This is a genomic window from uncultured Clostridium sp. (assembly GCF_937920395.1).
Lineage (GTDB): Bacteria > Bacillota > Clostridia > Clostridiales > Clostridiaceae > Clostridium_AD.
Genome location: NZ_CALEVF010000223.1, coordinates 15,320 through 33,289, shown reverse-complemented (window position 1 = coordinate 33,289; position 17,970 = coordinate 15,320). Strand labels below are relative to the sequence as shown.

At 30.9% G+C, this 17,970-nt stretch carries 16 protein-coding genes; 13 read left to right on the top strand and 3 right to left on the bottom strand.

The window, feature by feature from the left end:
- The first annotated feature begins 4 nt into the window (after positions 1-4).
- The 8 genes from Q0649_RS14240 to Q0649_RS14205 all read left to right on the top strand — a co-directional run bounded on the left by Q0649_RS14240 (position 5) and on the right by Q0649_RS14205 (position 6,535).
- Positions 5-862 carry an ABC transporter permease gene (locus Q0649_RS14240; RefSeq protein ID WP_367179390.1) on the top strand — a complete coding sequence of 286 codons (858 nt, stop codon included), beginning with the start codon at positions 5-7 and terminating at the stop codon, positions 860-862.
- The gene (locus Q0649_RS14235) at positions 862-1,644 is read left to right on the top strand and encodes an ABC transporter permease (RefSeq protein WP_298843353.1); all 783 of its coding nucleotides are present in this window, start codon (positions 862-864) and stop codon (positions 1,642-1,644) included. The genes Q0649_RS14240 and Q0649_RS14235 overlap by 1 nt, the downstream gene beginning before the upstream one ends.
- 50 nt (positions 1,645-1,694) lie before the next feature.
- Entirely contained in the window at positions 1,695-2,771 is a 1,077-nt protein-coding gene (locus Q0649_RS14230; RefSeq protein ID WP_298843349.1) for a spermidine/putrescine ABC transporter substrate-binding protein, read from the top strand.
- A gap of 154 nt (positions 2,772-2,925) precedes the next feature.
- On the top strand, positions 2,926-3,567 hold the full coding sequence (locus Q0649_RS14225; protein WP_298843346.1) for a hypothetical protein: 642 nt from the start codon (positions 2,926-2,928) through the stop codon (positions 3,565-3,567).
- A 155-nt stretch (positions 3,568-3,722) separates the two neighbouring features.
- The gene (locus tag Q0649_RS14220; protein WP_298843343.1) at positions 3,723-4,394 is read left to right on the top strand and encodes a YitT family protein; all 672 of its coding nucleotides are present in this window, start codon (positions 3,723-3,725) and stop codon (positions 4,392-4,394) included.
- A 160-nt stretch (positions 4,395-4,554) separates the two neighbouring features.
- A complete protein-coding gene (locus tag Q0649_RS14215; RefSeq protein ID WP_298843340.1) occupies positions 4,555-5,214 on the top strand; it encodes a DUF2953 domain-containing protein in 660 nt (219 codons plus the stop codon).
- Positions 5,215-5,327: 113 nt separating this feature from the next.
- Positions 5,328-5,717 carry a GerW family sporulation protein gene (locus Q0649_RS14210; RefSeq protein WP_298843337.1) on the top strand — a complete coding sequence of 130 codons (390 nt, stop codon included), beginning with the start codon at positions 5,328-5,330 and terminating at the stop codon, positions 5,715-5,717.
- Positions 5,718-5,761: 44 nt separating this feature from the next.
- Positions 5,762-6,535, top strand: a complete 774-nt coding sequence (locus tag Q0649_RS14205; RefSeq protein WP_298843334.1) for a DUF4931 domain-containing protein — start codon at positions 5,762-5,764, stop codon at positions 6,533-6,535.
- A 93-nt stretch (positions 6,536-6,628) separates the two neighbouring features.
- On the opposite strand, the gene Q0649_RS14200 is transcribed toward Q0649_RS14205, so the two are convergent.
- Genes Q0649_RS14200 through Q0649_RS14190 form a run of 3 tightly spaced genes read right to left on the bottom strand, consistent with a single transcriptional unit; the run spans position 6,629 to position 11,654 of the window.
- Positions 6,629-9,013 carry a GH36-type glycosyl hydrolase domain-containing protein gene (locus Q0649_RS14200; RefSeq protein WP_298843332.1) on the bottom strand — a complete coding sequence of 795 codons (2,385 nt, stop codon included), beginning with the start codon at positions 9,011-9,013 and terminating at the stop codon, positions 6,629-6,631.
- Positions 9,014-9,015: 2 nt separating this feature from the next.
- Positions 9,016-9,798, bottom strand: coding sequence for a response regulator (locus Q0649_RS14195; protein ID WP_298843330.1), 783 nt, complete (start codon positions 9,796-9,798; stop codon positions 9,016-9,018).
- Positions 9,798-11,654, bottom strand: coding sequence for a sensor histidine kinase (locus Q0649_RS14190; protein ID WP_298843327.1), 1,857 nt, complete (start codon positions 11,652-11,654; stop codon positions 9,798-9,800). The genes Q0649_RS14195 and Q0649_RS14190 overlap by 1 nt, the downstream gene beginning before the upstream one ends.
- 190 nt (positions 11,655-11,844) lie before the next feature.
- On the opposite strand from Q0649_RS14190, the gene Q0649_RS14185 reads away from it, so the two are divergent.
- From Q0649_RS14185 to rhaM, 5 genes are all read left to right on the top strand, one after another.
- Entirely contained in the window at positions 11,845-13,155 is a 1,311-nt protein-coding gene (locus Q0649_RS14185; RefSeq protein ID WP_298843324.1) for an ABC transporter substrate-binding protein, read from the top strand.
- A 107-nt stretch (positions 13,156-13,262) separates the two neighbouring features.
- On the top strand, positions 13,263-14,135 hold the full coding sequence (locus tag Q0649_RS14180; protein ID WP_298843321.1) for a carbohydrate ABC transporter permease: 873 nt from the start codon (positions 13,263-13,265) through the stop codon (positions 14,133-14,135).
- A complete protein-coding gene (locus tag Q0649_RS14175; RefSeq protein WP_298843318.1) occupies positions 14,135-14,959 on the top strand; it encodes a carbohydrate ABC transporter permease in 825 nt (274 codons plus the stop codon). Before Q0649_RS14180 ends, Q0649_RS14175 begins: the two co-directional genes overlap by 1 nt.
- A gap of 34 nt (positions 14,960-14,993) precedes the next feature.
- Positions 14,994-17,321, top strand: coding sequence for an alpha-xylosidase (yicI, locus tag Q0649_RS14170; protein ID WP_298843315.1), 2,328 nt, complete (start codon positions 14,994-14,996; stop codon positions 17,319-17,321).
- 327 nt (positions 17,322-17,648) lie between these two features.
- Positions 17,649-17,963, top strand: a complete 315-nt coding sequence (gene rhaM, locus Q0649_RS14165) for an L-rhamnose mutarotase (RefSeq protein ID WP_298843309.1) — start codon at positions 17,649-17,651, stop codon at positions 17,961-17,963.
- Positions 17,964-17,970: the final 7 nt, after the last annotated feature.

Below are 17,970 nucleotides of genomic sequence, written 5' to 3'. Positions count from 1 at the left end.
GAAGATGAGAAACATGAAAGAAAATATGTCAAAGGTGTTTACAATAGTTCCAATATCATTTTGGATGCTGTTTTTAGTTGCTATTCCTTTGCTTTATATTGTATTTATTAGTTTTATGCAAAGGGGTGATGACGGTAGTATAGTTTATGTGGCAACAATTTCAAATTATACAAAAATGGCTAGCCCGTTATATGCTAAAGTGTTTTGGGACTCTATACTCGTGGCTTTTACTACAACAATATTTACATTGGGTTTTGGATACCCGTTTGCATACTTTGCTACTAAAATAAAGAAATATAAAATCTTAATATTGCTTTTAATAATGGCACCATTTTTAACTAATTCATTAATACGTACTTATGGTTGGATAGTAATTTTAAGTAATGATGGGATATTAAATCATACACTACTTATAACTGGAATCATAAAAGAACCACTAAAGATGTTGTATTCTTATGGAGCGGTAATGATTGGAATGATATATACAATGTTTCCATTCATGGTACTTCCACTTTATAATTCTATAGATAAAATGGATAAAGCCTATATTGAAGCAGCTAAAGATCTTGGGGCAAGTAGTTGGAAGACTTTTAGAACCGTTACGGTTCCGCTAACTATGCCAGGAATAGTTGCTGGTTGCATTTTAGTATTTGTACCTTCAGTAGGACTCTTTTTCATACCAGATCTAATGGGTGGAAGTAATGTAATGCTTATTGGAAATCTAATTGAAAATCAATTTATGGAAGCAAATAATTGGCCTTTTGGGGCAGCACTATCAATAGTAATGATTTTTATATCATTAATATTGATCTTGGTTTACGTGAAAATTGTTGGTAAAAAGTTAGACACGGAGGTGTTCTAATGGATTCAAAATTATCAAAAGGGCTTGAGCGAACATATATATTTTGTATATTTGCATTTTTGTATGTTCCAATAGCAATAATTATTATGTATTCATTTAATGTTTCCAAATCAAATGTAGTTTTTAGTGGTTTTACTCTTGATTGGTACACTAAGTTATTTAGTGATGATGACGTAATCAATGCACTTGTAAATAGTTTAACTATTGCAACATTTAGTACTTTAATTTCGGCAGTAATTGGAACACTTGGGGCACTTGGACTAAAAAGGCATAATTTCAAAGGAAAATCAGTAATAAGTTTATTAGTTTATATTCCGATTGTAATACCAGAGATAATTATGGGAGTATCACTTCTAATTTTGTTTTCAACTCTTCAAATTGATTTTGGCATATTTACATTAGTACTAGCACATACAACCTTTTGTATACCGTTTGTACTTATAAATGTTAAATCAAGACTCGCTGGGTTTGATTTGTCAATCGAAGAAGCGGCTATGGATTTGGGAGCATCAAAACTCACGGTGTTTAGAACAATTACATTTCCAATGATTTTTCCGGCAGTGCTTTCAGGTGCTATGCTAGCTTTTGCATTGTCACTGGATGATATAATTATAAATGTTTTTTTGAGTGGACCAGCAAGTACTACACTTCCAATCAAAATATTCTCAATGCTAAAATTTGGGCTTTCACCTGAAATAAATGCATTGTGTACAATAATGTTAGTTACAACTTTTGTCGTTTTAATATTATCACAAGTTATAAAACTAAAAAAAGAAAAATAGAATATATTTAGAAGAAATTTTATTTTGTTGAAAAATTAGGGGGAATTTATATGTTAAAAAAAAGATTTAAAGCTTTAATAATTTTACTCGCAGTTTCAGTTATAGGCTCAACGTTTGTAGGGTGCGGAAAATCAAATACATCTAAAACGAGTACCGAAAAAGTAGTTAATATTTATACATGGGCAAATTATGTTCCAGCTAACGTTGTAAAAGATTTTGAAAAAAAGACAGGAATTAAGGTGAATTATAGTAACTTTTCTACAAATGAAGCGATGCTCTCAAAGTTACAGGCATCTAAAGGTGGAACATATGATGTTATAATTTGTGCAGATTATATGGTTCAGATTATGGCTAAACAGAAAAATGTATTATTACAACCTATCGATAAAGCTACTATTCCTAATTACAAAAATATAGATAAGGCTTATTTAGGTCAATATTATGATAAGACAAATAAGTATTCAGTGCCTTATTCACTTGGAAGCGAAATGATAGTTTATAATCCAGATAAAATTAAAAAAGATATCAAAGGAATAAGTGATTTATGGGATCCTTCACTAAAAGGTTCGCAGGTATTACTTGAAGACCCAAGATCAGTTATAGGTATGGCATTAACAAAACTTGGTTATAACATTAATGAGACAGATCCAGCAAAACTTGCACAAGCTAAAGCAGAACTTGCAAAACTTAGAGCAAATGTTAAAGTGTTTGATGCAGATACACCAATGACTAGTTTAATTAATGGAGATACAAATATTGGGGTTATGTGGGGATCACAGGCATCAGCAGCAATTAAGGGTAATAAGAAATTTAAAATTGTTTATCCAAAAGAGGGAATGCAGTTTGAAGAAGATAATTTAGTAATGCCTATTAATGCACCACATAAGGCAAATGCTTTGAAATTTATAAACTTCGTATTAGAAGGTAAAGCAAGTAGTGATATTACAACTAGTATAGAGTATATTAATATTAATACAGCAGCTAAACAATTTATGCCACAATCTGTTCTTAATAACAAAGCTATTTATATACCTAAAGATGAATTTAATAAAGCTAAACATTTACAGGATGTTGGTAGTTCATCTAAAGTGTATGATTCTATTTGGTCAGAATTTAAACAACAATAGTTGTAAATTATGCAGCTCAGTAGGAGATGATTTAGCATTAGTTATTAATCATAAATAAACATGGGCCTTATGTGGTTTCATGTTTATTTGCAATTAATTCAATAGCAAATTTGTTTGTTATTAGAAATAAGATTTTTCACGAAGGGGGAAAAGTATGATTATAAGGTCAATAAAGGATAGTGATATATTTAAAATAATGGATGAGAATGATCTTAGTATACATTATGGATGTAATCAGGAATGGTATACGAACCCATGGCAGCGTAATGCTGGATGTGGACCGACAGCTGTGACAAACATTATGATTTATCTTAATTGTATGCGAAAAGGTTTAAGTAAAGGCAAACAATTGTTATCTAAAAGTGAGGCACTATCTATGATGGAGGAAGTATGGTTATACGTAACTCCAACAAACAGAGGAATTCCTACAACAAAGTTACTCTATGATGATGTAATAAACTATGCTAAAGCAAAAAAACTAAATATAAAACTTGAGCTTATGGATATACATGAGAATCGGTTACTTTGCCCAGAGTTTCATAATTTGTTATTGTTCTTAGGTAATGCATTGAGTAGTGACGCTCCAATTGCTTTTCTCAATCTAGATAATGGAGAGGAAAAGCAACTAGATTCTTGGCACTGGGTGACTATCGTCTCACTTAAATATGTAGAGGATGAGAGCAATGCATTCATAGATATCTTGGATGAGGGAATTATTAAAAAAATAGACTTAGTCAAATGGTTAAATACAACAACACTTGGGGGTGGATTTGTAAGCGTTGACTTACTAATCTAATTTAAGAGGTATAGAGAATATATTTGAAAATTATATACACTTGTATAAAAATTGGTGTCATTGTATAATTATAGTTGCGCTTTTTGTCTGTTTATAAATAAAATTATGAAAACATTATAAAGAGCAACTATAAAACTAAAGAAAAGGATGAAAATATGACTAAAAAACTAGATCTAATTAAAAGACTGATTTTATTTTTTGTAGGAATGAGTATAATACAGCTTGGAGTAGCCTTGTTTTTAAAGACTAACATTGGGTCTGATCCCTTTACTTTGTTCACTCAAGGATTAGCATTTTTATTACATAAAACACCAGGAAATGCTAATATGGTTATTTTATTTGTATTGTTCTGTATAATACTTTTAGTTGACAGAACTCGTATAAAGATAGGAACAATTATATGTGTGGTTGGAGTAGGCCCTATTATTGACCTTGGAGTAAAGGCTGTATCATTTTTCCCAATAGCATCTTTAAATATTGGGTTAAAAATGCTTTTAGTTGTATTCGGATGTGTCCTAATTGCAATTGGATTTTCGATACTTTCAGCAAGTAATGTAGGTGTTGCACCAAATGATATTATTCCATTTATTATAAAAGACAAAACTAATTTTCAATATCGCTGGATTCGTATGGCTTTAGATATTAGCTTTTTAATAATAGGTTTTGTACTCGGCGGAGTATTTGGCATAGGAACAATAATATCTGCATTGTTAACTGGCCCTTGCATACAATTTTTCCTTCCATATGGAGTGAAGTTTGTAAATGTTATTGTTGCAAATGGAGTGGAAGATGATGAAAAAGAAGAAAATGTATCATTAGGAGCTTAAACTTAAAAGCTAATGATGCTTCCAAAGTCTAAACTTTGAGAGCATCATTAGCTTTTTATTTTCCAATAATAATATTAAATTGAAACTTTATTCAATAATTAAGAGTATATTATAAAGAGATAGTTTAAATTTTATGTTGAGGGCATAAGGAGGTGTTAGTTTGTTTATTTTGTTTTTAATATTAAAGATACTCCTTTATTTATTAATCTTTATATTTGCTATTATCATATTGTTTTTAATAATTCCCTTTGAATATTATATAAGTTCAAAAATTGATGAAACGATTAACGTAGATATAACCTTATTATTTTTCAAGAAAATCATAAAAATTATGGTGAAACATGAGGACGCTAAAGAAATATTTTTACTTAAATTTATGGGGCTTAGTATTATTAGAAAAGAAATAAAAAGCCCTGGCACAAAAATTGAAAAAGAGAAAGAAGAGAAGAATAAGAAAAATAGTAAGAAAAAGAAAAGGAGCAATTTTAATATAAGAGATTATATTCAAAAGGAATTTATAAATGACTTAATCAATTATTTTAAAGAAATAATACATATAGTAAAACCAAAAACTGTAGAAATAAATGGTTTTTATGGGTTTGAAGATCCATCACTTACAGGTATGATTTGTGGAATTATCCCTTTGATATCAAGTCTTATCCCTAAAAGTGATATTAATTTACAACCAGTATTTGATGATGAAATAATTGAAATTGAGTGTGATATTCATGGCAAGATTTCTTTGTTATCAGCTATAATAAAAACAATTAAATTTGTATTGAAGAAAAATAGTAGAGAAAGAATATTTAAAAAAACATAAAAATATTTAGACTTATTAATGTTTTATGTGTATTGTTAAGTGTAAAGCTAATAATGATTACTTAATAAATAAATAAACAATTAAATTTAAAATATAAGGAGGAATAAATTATAATGAATATGACAGAAAATGCTGATGCGTTATTTACAAATCTTGAAAGATTCTTAAAGACAGAAACAGTGGTTGGTGAGGCAATAATTGTCGGAGAAACAACACTTATACCACTTATTACAGTTTCATTTGGATGTGGAACAGGGAGCGGAACAGGGAACACTGTTAAAGATGGAGAAGGTACTGGGGGAGGACTTGGAGCAGGAGCTAAAATTACCCCAACTGCAATTTTAGTTATAAAAGATGGAAATGTAACAATGCTTTCTATAAAAGGTAAATGTAATATTGAAAATCTTATTCAAATGGTACCAGGACTAGTATCCAAAGTAAGCTCGAAAATGGGTGGATTTAAGAACAAAACAGATAAGAATAAAACGGCAAATGATATCTAACTCTGAATTTGGTTAAAGATTATACATTGGGGCAGGTGAATAAAATGAGTTCTAACAGATATTTAAAGTTTTTAGCAAATATAAGTAAAAATAAACCCAATAGTATTAAAAACAAGAAGACCCCATGTCCATTTTGTAACAGAGAGGGTTTAAAGGGAATTATAGATGAAGAAGGGCCATTCATTTTAATTAAAAATAAATTTCCTACATTAGAAAATACACTTCAAACAGTGTTAATAGAAACCAGTAGTTGTGATGTTGATATTACAATGTATGATAAAGAATATATGAGAAACTTATTAAAATTTGGAGTTAGTCATTGGATTGATATGGAGAAAAGTGGCGAGTTTGAATCAGTAATTTTTTATAAAAATCACGGCCCTTATTCAGGTGGCACTATTAATCATGCACATATGCAGATTGTTGGACTAAAAAATATAGATTATAAAGAATTTTTAAAAGACGAGTATTTTGAAGGAATAGTAATTAACGAATCCGATGGATGTGTACTTAATCTTTCAACTAAACCCAAGATAGATTTTACAGAATTTAATATTATAATAAACAATATTAATAATTTAGATACAATGGCGGATAATATACAGAAAATTGTTCGTTATATTTTAAATGATTTTTATGTGAAATGTAGTAGTTTTAATCTTTTCTTTTATGAGTGGAAGGGCAGTATAATCTGTAAAGTTATACCTAGATTTATTACATCTCCATTATTCATAGGATTTTCTATATCTCAAATTACAAATCAAACAGATGAAATTGTAAGGCAGGTACAACAGTTGTATTTTAAATCTAAAGAGTAACTAAGGTGTTTATTATATTTAAGAGAAGTTTATTATAGCTTCTCTTAAATACTCTAAATAAATAGTATATCTGCTTTATTCATTATTTACAGGTCAATTGGATAATGGAATTTTTACGATCACCTTATATATAACATCTGGTCTTATATTCTTTATAATACCATCTTTAATATAGTTGCCATTGACATAAACTTGGGTAGCTAGAACTCCGAGTTCCCTCTTAATATTTACATGTAGTTTTGCTCCTCTAAAAGTACGGATTACAGTGACTTCATTCCAATATGATGGGAGTTGTGGGTTTACACAAAGTCCAGTTTTGCTTCCTTGTAATCCAAATAATCCATCAATTAAGCAACGATAAAACCAAGTAACTGTTCCTGTATTAAACAAATGACTTGACCTACCAGCGGTGCGTGGGAATTGTCTATAGGCACCTCGATAATAATTAGGTATGAAAACAGGTAATTGACCTCGCCTTATAATATCTTTAGGGTCTGGTCCTGGTATCATTTTTCTAAGTAAATGATAGGCATTGTCTTTCTTTCCTATTGAGTAAAGAGCATAAATGTAAAATGCTGCAGCATGATTATACACAGCTCCATTTTCGGCCGTTCCTGGGAACTTTTGAGTTAGCCTTCCAACATCTTCTCTCATTGATGTATATGCAGGAGCCAGTTTTTCAACACCAAAAGGGTTTTCTAGTTGTGCGCTTACAGCTTTTATTATTTTCGTTTGCTTTATGTCATCAGCTGCACCACAAAGTATTGACCATCCTAGAGGATTTAGATAAATCCTACCTTCTTTATCTTTACTAATACCAAATATAACATTGTCATCTGTTATTCCTCGTGCAAACCATTCTCCATCCCATAAATATTTATTTATTACAATATTCGTCTTATGGGCTTCTAATGTAAATTCTTTACTGATACTTGGTTGTCCACTTTTTTCGCAAATATCAGCCCAAATCATAAATGCATATGCGCAAGCCATGGTTAGCCAGCCAGATACGCCTTTTCCTTTATATCCAACCATATTCATGGGGTCACACCAATCACCTTGTTTAATAAAGTTGAGACCTCGCTTATCTCTATCATTAATAAGCCAGTGCATAGCTCTTGTAATATGTTCAGAAACTGATGCTAATTCTGTGCCCTTTACAAAAGGGACCATTTCAGAAAGAATTCCATAATCATTAGTTTCATCTAAATAGGCACTGAGGCAAATTGGTAACCAAACGCAATGATCCGTGTGAGGTACTTGGTTAATATATTTTAACTCAGCATCCTTATGAAGAATTATACCATCGGGCATTGCACCATTTTCATTTTGCTGACTCAAGGCAATAATAAAGGATTCTCTTGCAATTTCAGGCTTTATATAACTCATGCCCATATTATCTTGAAGGTAGTTACGGGTTTGAGGATCTGTGCAAAGACGGTTAGTTTTACCATGGTAATACATTTGCCTTGGCAACCAATGATTAACAAAATTATCGAGGTCGTCATCAGGTGTTTTTATATGGATACAGCCACTACCCTCTGCTATGTATTTAGCGTATTCTATTTCAGCTAGTTTAAAACCATCATCGCCATTTTTATTCTTTTCTATAAAATATTTTTGGTGAATTTGGGCAATATCTTCATTGCTTTTAGCTGGACCAAATAAAAAGCGATATTCATTTTCTTCACCTGGATTTAGGTCCATTTTATATTGTAAAACAGCAACTGGCATTTCATACAGGGCATCACCTTTTGACAATATATCATTTTGTATACCGGTTGGTAATGTAATGCCACCTTCTCCTTCAAATGATTGCTGATTAACTTCCCAAGATAAAGGCTGCTTATCCGGCAATAAAAATGTTTTATCACTAAAGTCTTTAACCTTATAATAATCTTGATATTTTTGATAAGGCGTAATACAAGAACATACAATTCCTTGTAAATCCAGGTTGTATTCACCTGATTGATTCATCCATGACATATATCCTACTGTGAAATATGGATAAATACTTAATTTTCGTTTGCTTTGTGAAAGGTTTTTAACTTTAACAGACCAAAGCTCCATTACATCATCTTTAGGTAAACTAAGGCTCATTTTTATAAGAATATCATTGCTTTGAACTTCCCATAAAATATTATTTTTTCCTACAGAGAATTTGTATTTATCAGGTAAAACACGAACAGGTTCATAGGGTGCTGAGAAAATTTTACCGTTAACTTCATCCTTTACATAGATAAAGCGGCCAGGGTGATGGGCATAATAAGGTTGCTCTGGTTGCATAAATATTTTAGCCTCTAGGTTAGGAGCATAAGAGTATTTTGCAGGTTCTGGTTGCATAAATTGAGCTATTGCATACCCACGACAATTTGCATGAATCATCATCTTTTCATTCCATAAAAAACCTGAAGCTTTTGGCATATTTATTGGATTATCTAGTTCATAATATTCATTGTTTTCACTTGGTTTTATCATAGTTATAGATCTCCTTCCTCATTTTCTTTTAAGGCTCTGTATTCACTAGGATAGTGATTTGTATTATGTTTAAAGGTGCGGCTAAAATAGTATTGATCACTGTAACCTACAAGTTCACCAATGGTTTTAATCTCGAGGTCTAAACTGCTAGTTAGAAGACGTTTTGCTTCAGTTATTCTAAGGTGAATTAAATATTTTAAAGGGGATTTACCGGTACATTTTTTATAAACTCTACTTAGATAATCTGGTGAAAAATTAAGGCTTTTAGCTATGGTTTCTAGTGGTACTTCAGTTTTATAATTTGAACGAAGGTATAACTCTACAGCATTTACTAACTCCTGCGGAGCTATATGTTTTGATTTTATATTTGCAAGATTTGATATTGAAGTTAAATTTGAATCCAGCTTAAGTTTAATTTTAGTAAGAGCTGTTGATAATTCCTCAATAACTACAGGTTTTAATAAATAATCATTTACACCATATTGAATTGCTTGACGGGCAAATTCAAATTCATGGAAGCCACTTAAGATGATAACTTTTATATTAGGATAAGTAAAATAAAGGGCTTTTACCAGTTCTAGTCCATCCATTATTGGCATTTGTATGTCAGTAATAACAAGCTGTGGTAATTCGGTTTCAATAAGATTTAAAGCACTTTTGCCATCACTAGTAGAACCTATAACATTAAATCCTAGATTGAGTCCTTGAATTTTCTTTACAATATTTCGTCTTATTAATGCCTCATCTTCTACTACAAGTACTTTGTAGGTCACAGTAAGCTCCATTATAAATTCCCCACCCTTCTTATTAATCCACCTATTAATATAGTTGTGCCTTTGCCTTTAAGATTGGTTATAGTGAAAAGTGCATTTTCTTTATACATTAATTTTAATCTGGTACATATATTTATAAGTCCCATCCCACCAATTTGCATATCTTGCAAATTCGTGGAATCAATTGGATGAGACATCAATTCTTTGAATTTGTTTATTATAGCGGGATCAAAACCTAAACTACTATCTGTTATTTTTATATACCATTTGTCATTAGATACGTAGCCATTAATCAATATATTCCATGGTGGAAGAGAGTTAAGTCCATATTTTATGGAGTTTTCGACTATTGGTTGAATAAGTAGCTTTGGAACAATTATATCCATCATCCCATCTTCTATTGTAATTTCAAATTTAAGATTTTCTTCATAACGTATTTTCATACAATTCAAATATTTATTAGTGTAATCTATTTCAAAATTTAGAGCAACCCCCTCTTTACTATCAGTTGAAATATATCTAAGCATATAGGATACATCATGGCACATGGACACTATTTCTTCATTCATTCCTTCTTCAGCCATAACACTTATATTAGCAAGGTTATTATAAAGAAAATGAGGGTTCATTTGTGATTGCATTGCAAGAAGTTTAGCATTCATTTCTTCTGATTTTGCAATGAGTAGTTCATTTAAAGACCTTCCAAGTTTTATATACATAGTATTAAAAGTCCTGTTTAGATGCTCAATTTCGTTTAGGTTATTATTAGACATGGATGGACCAATTGAACTTTGCGATGATAGCTCGTCAATATTCATATTTTTTAATGCATGTCTTATTTTTCTTAATGGTACAGTGACCTTTTTTGACACGGCATATGACAAAAGTAGTATCATAAATAATACTAAAATTGATAGTAAAATAAAGGTACTAGTAAAGTTAATTAATGATGAAAAAATAACTCTGTGTGATTGAACTAAAATGATCGACCATCCAGAATAATCTGAAATCATGTAAGTCATTGATTGCTTTGTACCATCTGTTGGGCTTTTGACATTATGGATATTAAGTGAACTTAATTTTTGATTTTTTATAATGCTTTGATAATAAACACCAGTTGAGATCTTTTTATTATCATAAGGATAGATATTGGAGCCTTCTTTGTTAAATACATATATTTGAAGTGTGTTATCAGTCTTCTTAAGAGTATTTATGTATTTGAATACCGTTTCACAGTCTTGGACTATCTCAACTATCCCTAGTTTGTTATAGTTGCTATCACTATACGTTCTTGTAGTTGACATAAATTTATGGTTCTCAAATTGTTTAAAAATTGAGGAGTCTAAAAGTTTAATATGGGATGGTACACTGATATATTTAGCTCCATTTAGATTTAGTGTTTTATTATACCAAGACATTTGGTGTAAATCCATAGAGACCTCACCATTAAATAATCCTGCGCCAATCATATTTCCATTAAAATCGTATATGTTAGCTTGACTTACTGTTTGAAATGGGCCTAGAATGGCCATTACCACATCTATAAGTGACCTAATATTTGAATATCTTTCACTATATATTGAAATATTACTTTTAGGGGTGCTTGTCCTGAGTAATAGATATTTTTGAAAATGATCTTTTATTAGGTTTGAATAAACTATATTCATAGAAGTAGTATCCATTTTTTTTATTTCTTCATCTAGCGAGTTTGAAATTGAAGTACAAAGTTGTCCTTGCTGCTCAGATACCTTCCTAGTGGTATAATTTGAAAAAAAAGAATAAAAAATAGCACCAATAATAAATAAAATAATAATAAAAAAAGAAGAATAACTTATAAAAAGCTTTACTTGAAGAGTTTTAAATTTCATCTAATTTGCCCCCAATTAGGTCTTATGCATATATTTCATATAATATGGGTAGGAAAAGTGCAAACAATGTAACGGTTTTCTCCATTTAATATGGAGTAAAATAATTGTACTATAAATATATAAGTTGAAGGGTTTAGTTCTTCAAATTAATTCTACACTATTTTATTTATAATTCAAGGGGGGTACTTGTATGAAAATGAAAACGGTTTTAGCAACTTGTATGACGATTTTTTTAACTACAGCATGTTTTACAGGTTGTGGTAGTACTAGTAAATCAACTGGTGGAACTACCAAAAAAAATATCACGCTAACATTTGGTTCACATCAATCAGGATTACCAACTAGTGGAATTGTTCAAAGCATTGCAAAAGATTATGAGAAAGAAACAGGAGTTAAAATAGATTTCCAAATAACTCCAGATGCACAATGGAGAGATCTTCTTAAAACAAAAATTTCATCAGGAGAAGCACCAGATATATTTTGCGCTGATGCAGACCCATTTAGCTTATATGATAGGGTTAGACCGGATACCAATGTTGTAGATCTTACAAATGAGGAATTTGTTAAACGAATGGATCCAAGTGTTTTACCATCTATCTCTTATAATAAGAAAGTCTATGGTATAACTTTTCCAGGCTATAAAGTTTATTGGTATTATTACAACAAAAAGATTTTCAAGGATTTGGGACTTAAGGTACCAACAACTTACCAGGAATTTAAGGCTGTAGCTGCAAAAATAAAAGCTACAGGAGTAACACCAGTTTATGAGGGAATGCAAAATGGATGGCATCAAGTTCTACCATTATTCGAAACCGGTGGAAATTATATACAAAATGATGCTAAAGTTTATGATAAATTAAACAACAATACAGAAAATATAAAAGACGTTAAAGGAATTAAAACAGTTCTTACACAGCTCAAAGAGTTCCAAACTTTAGGGTACTTTGGAACAGATTATATGAGCAATACTGTTGAGGGTGCAGAAAAAGCTTTTGCTGATGGAAAAGCTGCAATGGTACTTGACGGATTTGGATGGGAACAAAATCTAGCTAAAGATTTTCCAACTACTAAAGGTAATGTAGGAGTCTTCGTAGAGCCATGGGGAGATAATAAAGTTCTTGGAATTAATCCTGCTAGTAATGCATATTTCGCTAATGCTAAAAGCAAAAATAAAGACGAAGCAGTTAAATTTTTTAGATATTTAGCTAAAAAAGAGGTTTTACAGAAAAGGCTTGATGGCGATCCTAATTCTTTACAAGTTTGTTGGCCAGAAATAAAACCTAAATATCCTCAATCTTATACTGATTATATTGCTACCCTTAAAAAGGCTACAGTTGTTCAAGTAGGGGTTAAATATATAGATCCACAATGGATGGATGTTGGTAAAGATATAGCTGCTATGTATTCTGGTGCAATGACGTCTGATCAGGTAATTAGTAGTATTTCTAAACGTCGTGATGACCAAGCTAAGCTTCAAAAGGATCCAGCTTGGACTAAATAAAATTATAATGATGAGTTGTATGATCGAATATTTGATTAGTACAACTCATTATTCTAATATTTTAAATTTATAATGTTTCTAATTAATAATAGAAAGGATTGATGATTATGGATAGAAATAAAACTTACCCATGGTATTTCGCTTCGGGAGCTTTATTGTTATTTTTTATTCTATGTTTTATACCATCTGTAATAGGTATTTTTTATTCATTTACAGATTGGAATAGTTTTAGTGACAAAGTCAATTTTATAGGACTTGATAATTTTAAAGAAATATTTGTTAAGGATAAAACATATTTGACATACATTGGAAATACAGTGTATTTTACAATATTCACAACAGCAATTAAAACTATTTTGGGCTTAGTTTTTGCATTACTTTTTACAAGAGGTATTAAGTTAGCTAATTTTCATAGAATGGTTATATTTTCACCTCAAGTGTTATCTTATCTTATCGTAGGGTTAGTTTTTAAAGGAATTTTACATCCAACAACTGGTTTTTTAAATATATTTTTTAATAATATTGGATTAGGTTTTCTTGCACATGATTGGTTAGGAAACATACACTATGCTTTTAATTCAGTTATGTTTGTAGATTCTTGGAAAGGCGTTGGGTATGGAATGGTAATATTTATTGCAGGAATCCAAGGTATTTCAGAGAGTTATTATGAAGCAGCGGATATGGATGGGGCAACTTTTTTGCAAAAAACTTTTAAAATAACACTTCCATTATTAATGCCAACATTAATAATGACAACTGTGCTAAATGTAACTTATGGGTTAAGAGTTTTTGATATTATTTATGTATTAACTAATGGAGGACCTGGATATGCAACTGATGTTATGAATACAGCTGTTTTCAAGGAGTTTTCTAGAGGTAACTATGCAGTTGGTACAGCGCTATCTACATTACTTGCTGTATTTACCATGGCAATTTCATATTTCATCCTTAAGGGTCTTAATAAAAAGGAGGAATACTAATGAAAACAAAGAAGATATTAATGCGAGTATTTCAAAATGCTATTGCTTGGATAGTTTCATTAATAGTATTAATACCATTAGTTGTAATATTTATTAGTTCATTTAAAACCGCTGCAGAGTCGTATACACTTAATCTTGATTTACCTAAAAAGTTAATTTTTGAAAATTATTCAGTAGTTGTTGAAAAAGGTAAGCTACTTGGTTCTTTTTTTAATAGTTTTGTTTATGCATCTACTAGTACATTACTTATAGTATTTTTAGCAACAATGGCAGCGTTTGTCCTTGCAAGGAATAAAAGCAAAATGAATAGATTTATATATTATTTTTTAGTTCTAGGAATAGCTATGCCGGTAAATTATATTTCTTTAATGAAGGTAATGCAGTTTACCCATTTGATTAACACTAGAATAGGAATAATACTTATTTATGCTGCATTTGCATTGCCAATTAGTATATTTATTGCATACGGATTTATAGACACAATTCCAAGGGAATTAGATGAGGCTGCAATTATAGATGGTTGTACTCCAAAATCTCTTTACTTTAAGGTTATATTTCCACTTCTTAAGCCAATAATAGCAACTTTATTTGTACTTAATTTTATGAGTACTTGGAATGATTTTACTATGTCAATATATTTTTTAAACGAATCAAGTAAATGGCCAATGACACTAGCCGTTTATAACTTTTTCGGACAGTTTTCAACTCAGTGGAATCTTGTATGTGCTGATATTGTGTTAACTTGTATTCCAGTACTCATTGTTTTCATACTTGGTCAAAAATATATTGTAACTGGAATGACCTCAGGTTCAGTAAAAGAATAATAGAATAATATTTTAATTTAAGGGGTGATGGAAGATGAAATTTACTAATGGAAATTGGTTGTTAAAAAAAGATATAGAAGCTCACTATCCTAAGCAGGTTTATGATGCAGAAACTTGTGAGAATTCTGTAACAATATATTGCCCAGATAAGGCAATTCGTGATCGCGCGGATACGGTAGATGGGATGCTTGTCTCGGTTAAGTTTTCATCTCCTATGGAGGATATCATTTGCGTAAGCATGAATCACTTTAAAGGGGAGCTTGCAATAGATCCAAAGTTTGATATTGCGGATACTTTAAATAAACATATGTCTATAAAAGAAGATGATAGTGAAATAGTCCTTAATACAGGTAATTTAAATGTATGTATTAATAAAAAAGAACCATTTATAATAGATTTTATGAATGGTGAGAAATCTATAACAAAAACCGGTTATAAAAAAATGGCATATATGAAAAAAGAAAATGATGGAAATTATATGATGACACAATTAGATCTTGGTGTTGGAGAGTGTGTTTATGGGCTGGGTGAAAGATTTACATCACTTGTGAAAAATGGTCAAGTTATTGACATGTGGAATGAAGATGGTGGTACCTCAAGTGAGCAATCATATAAGAATATTCCATTTTATATGACTAATAAGGGGTATGGTGTGTTTGTAAATCACACAGGGAAAGTATCATTTGAGGTTGCATCAGAGAGAGTGACTAAGGTTCAATTTAGTGTTCCAGGTGAATCACTTGAGTATTATGTAATATATGGACCAAGTCCTAAAGCTATACTTGAGAAGTATACATCACTTACTGGCAAACCTAGTTTACCTCCAGCATGGTCATTTGGACTATGGCTAACAACTTCATTTACTACAAGTTATGATGAAAAAACTGTTACTGGGATAATTGATGGTATGGCAAAACGAGATTTGCCCTTAGCGGTATTTCATTTTGATTGCTTCTGGATGAAGGAGTATCACCTATGTGATTTAAAATGGGATAAAAATGTATTCCCAGATCCTGAGGGGATGCTTAAAAGACTTAAAGAAAAGGGATTAAAGATTTGTGTTTGGATTAATCCTTATATTGCTCAGCGTTCAAGTATGTTTGATGAAGGAATGGAAAATGGCTATTTTATTAAGAAAAAGGATGGTAGTGTTTGGCAGTGGGATAGATGGCAGGCTGGAATGGCTATTGTTGACTTCACAAATCCAGAGGCTGCTGCTTGGTACTCTCTTAAACTTAAGAAGTTAATGGAGATGGGAGTTGACTGCTTTAAAACTGATTTTGGCGAGAGAATACCTACAGACGTAGTATATTATAATGGTAACGATAGCGTAAAAATGCATAACTACTATACTTATTTATATAATAAAGTGGTTTTTGAGTCTATAAAAGAAATTAAAGGTGAAAAAGAAGCTATAGTTTTTGCAAGGTCTGCAACAGTTGGAAGTCAGAAGTTTTCTGTTCATTGGGGTGGAGACTCTACAGCAGATTATGAATCTATGGCAGAAAGCTTAAGGGGAGGATTGTCACTTTCTATGTCTGGGTTTGGATTTTGGAGCCATGACATAGGAGGATTTGAAAATACTTCAACGCCAGATATCTATAAACGTTGGGTAGCTTTTGGAATGTTATCCCCTCTAAGTCGGTTGCATGGAAGTAAATCATATAGGGTACCTTGGGTATACGACGAGGAGTCAGTTGATGTTTTAAGATATTTCACAAAGCTTAAATGTAGTCTAATGCCATATTTATATAGCGTCGCAATAGAGGCTGCAAACAAAGGAATTCCTATGATGAGGGCAATGTTTTTAGAATTTATGAAGGACCCAAACTGTGAATATATTGATAGGCAATACATGCTTGGTGAATCAATGCTTGTTGCACCAATATTTAATACAAGTGGTGAGGTATCTTATTATCTTCCAAAGGGTATATGGACAAACTTTTTTACAAATGAAAAGGTTGTAGGTGGAACTTGGAAATTTGAAAAACACAATTATTTAAGTATACCTTTAATGGTTAGGCCCAATAGTATAATTGCAGTGGGCAATGCTTATAATAAGCCTGATTATGATTATGCTAATGGAGTTACTCTTCAGGTATTTGAAATTGAAGACGGATCAACTATAAGTTCAATTGTTCATGATACAAATAGCTTAGAGCAGCTAAAGGTTAGTGTAGAAAGAAAAGGGCAAGATATTAATATAAAAGTTGATATTTCAAATAAACCATGGAGTCTTTTGCTACGAGGAATATTTAAGGTAGAGGAAGTTAAGAATGCGACTTATATTGAGGAGCCATTAGGAATTCGATTAATTCCAAGGAAAGAAAAGAGAGAAATATCAATTAAAATAGTTTCTTAAAAAACAAATGACCTATATCATAATTCTTTGGATTTAATGATATAGGTCATTTTATTTAATCGTATAAAAAACTGAATTTGATAGTCAATAACACTTTTAAGGTTAATGAATGTTTCTAGGCAATTGAGTATACTATAACTAAGTCAAGAAAGCGTATACAGAAAGCGTATACAAATTTAAAATTTTACAGTTTGATTATAGTTGATTTTCAAACTTATTTGTAAAAAATCAAATGAAAAAGAATTTTTGTATGTTATTTATGTAAACGTATAATAAAATAATAAATCAAATTAAGCAAATTTAATTATACATAGGGGAGGAATTTAAATGGTACGTAAATGTATTGTAATGAAAGTATTTAGTGGGTTTCACGAGGAGTATAAAAGGCGTCATGATGAAATTTGGCCTGAGATGGTGGAAATGTTACATCAATATGGTGCAAAAAGCTATTCTATTTTCTTGGATGGACAGACAAATAGTTTAATTGCTTATTTAGAAATTGAAGATGAAGCTTTATGGAGTAAAAGTGATGCAACGGACATATGCCAAAAATGGTGGGCTTATATGAAAGATGTTATGGAAACAAATGAAGATAATAGCCCAGTTTCATTTGAGTTAAAAGAATTATTCCATTTAAATTAAAAGGGGG